The organism is Nitrincola nitratireducens, assembly GCF_000585235.1.
Taxonomy (GTDB): domain Bacteria; phylum Pseudomonadota; class Gammaproteobacteria; order Pseudomonadales; family Balneatricaceae; genus Nitrincola; species Nitrincola alkalisediminis.
The window spans coordinates 1-1,575 of record NZ_AONB01000050.1; the positions used below are offsets into that span (position 1 = coordinate 1).

General features: G+C 46.1%; 1 protein-coding gene and 1 pseudogene. One reads left to right on the forward strand and one right to left on the reverse strand.

Annotated elements, in window-relative coordinates; translation table 11 throughout:
• Window positions 1-145: 145 nt before the first annotated feature.
• Window positions 146-436 (reverse strand): hypothetical protein, encoded by a 291-nt coding sequence (locus tag D791_RS20145; protein ID WP_036514981.1) that lies wholly within the window; start codon window positions 434-436, stop codon window positions 146-148.
• Between the two features lie 89 nt (window positions 437-525).
• Here D791_RS20145 and D791_RS18510 point away from each other — a divergent pair.
• Window positions 526-1,574: pseudogene (locus tag D791_RS18510) on the forward strand (PDDEXK nuclease domain-containing protein).
• The last annotated feature ends 1 nt before the right edge of the window (window position 1,575 follow it).

The window sequence follows — 1,575 nt, forward strand, 5'->3', positions numbered from 1 at the left end:
ATGATCGAACTGATGGACCCACAACCAGAAGAGTGCATCTGCGACCCTTCCTGTGGTACCTCAGACTTTTTATCCCGCACCATGGAGTACTTAAACAAAAAATACTCCAGCGAACACGGCAACATTCATTACAGCAGGCGACCTGCTAGAGCCCTAATGCGAACACATCAAGACGCAGATGTTCTGGGGCTTCGAATTCGACACCAACCCCGATGTCATTGCCCAGTGGCAACAATACTGCAAACTGGTTTAAAGTAATTTCGACTTCAATGCTGTTGCCGATGACGCACAGGGAAGTGCTAATACCGAATATGCAGGAGCATATTTTTGGGACAAAACGCAAAAAGCCTTCGTGGTGGATGCCACAGACATCGCCACCAACAAGTTCGACCTGAGCATCAACCGCTACAAAGAAGTGGTCTATGAGTAAGAGCATTACGAAGACCCTCAGGTGATTTTGTAGAAGCTGAAAGCGGTGGAAAATGACATACTTCAAGACTTAGATGAACTGGAGAGGATGCTCTAATGGCTCAAGTTGACAAGACCGATTATCAACAATGGTTAGGCTCGCTTAAACAGGCGTTTCGTCAACGTCAGCTTAAAGCAGCGGTAGCCGTGAACACTCAGTTATTAGAATTTTACTGGCTTTTGGGGCAAGAAATCATTCAAAAGCAACAGCACAGCCAATGGGGAGATGCCTTCCTTGATAAGCTCAGTCGGGATTTATCCAACGAGTTTCCTGATGTAAAAGGTTTTTCTCTGCGCAATCTCAAGTACATTCGTCAATGGGTAAGTTTTTGGAATCAAGACGACGTAATTGGGCAACAAGCTGTTGCCCAATTAATGCACATCCCTTGGGGGCACAATTTACTGCTGATCAGTAAATGCCGATCCATCGAAGAGGCGCTTTTTTATGTGACGCAAACCCAACATCATGGTTGGAGTCGAGCGGTACTGACACACCAAATAGACAGCCAACTATGGCAGCGCAAAGGTAACGCCGTCACAAACTTTGAACAAACCTTGCCACCAGTGCAATCCGACCTAGCACAACAAAGCTTAAAAGACCCTTATGTGTTCGATTTCTTGGCGTTAACCGAAGACTACAACGAACACGAACTGGAAAAAGCCTTGGTTGATCATATCAGCCAGTTTTTACTGGAACTCGGCGCAGGCTTTGCTACGTAGGGAAGCAAGTCCCTGTTTCCGTGGGTGACAAGGATTTTTACATTGATCTGCTGTTTTACCATGTGCGATTGCACTGCTATGTAGTCATCGAACTCAAAACTGGCGACTTCAAACCAGAATATGCGGGTAAACTCAATTTCTACATCAATACCATCGATGGCAAACTCAAAACAGAACAGGATCAACCCACCATCGGCCTGCTGCTCTGTCGCAGCAAAGACAAACTCATCGCCGAATATGCCCTAAAAGGCATTGAAACCCCTATGGGCATCTCAGAATACCAGCTGACTCAAGCTCTACCGACCGACCTACAAGACAAACTTCCCAGTATCGAACTTATTGAAAGAGAACTGGCGTGGGAGCTCAATCAAGGGCAGAGCGAATAAT

What these genes read in the sequence shown, in the direction of transcription:
- D791_RS20145 (WP_036514981.1), bottom strand. Translation starts at nt 436, where the DNA reads ATGCTCTTACTCATAGACCACTTCTTTGTAGCGGTTGATGCTCAGGTC.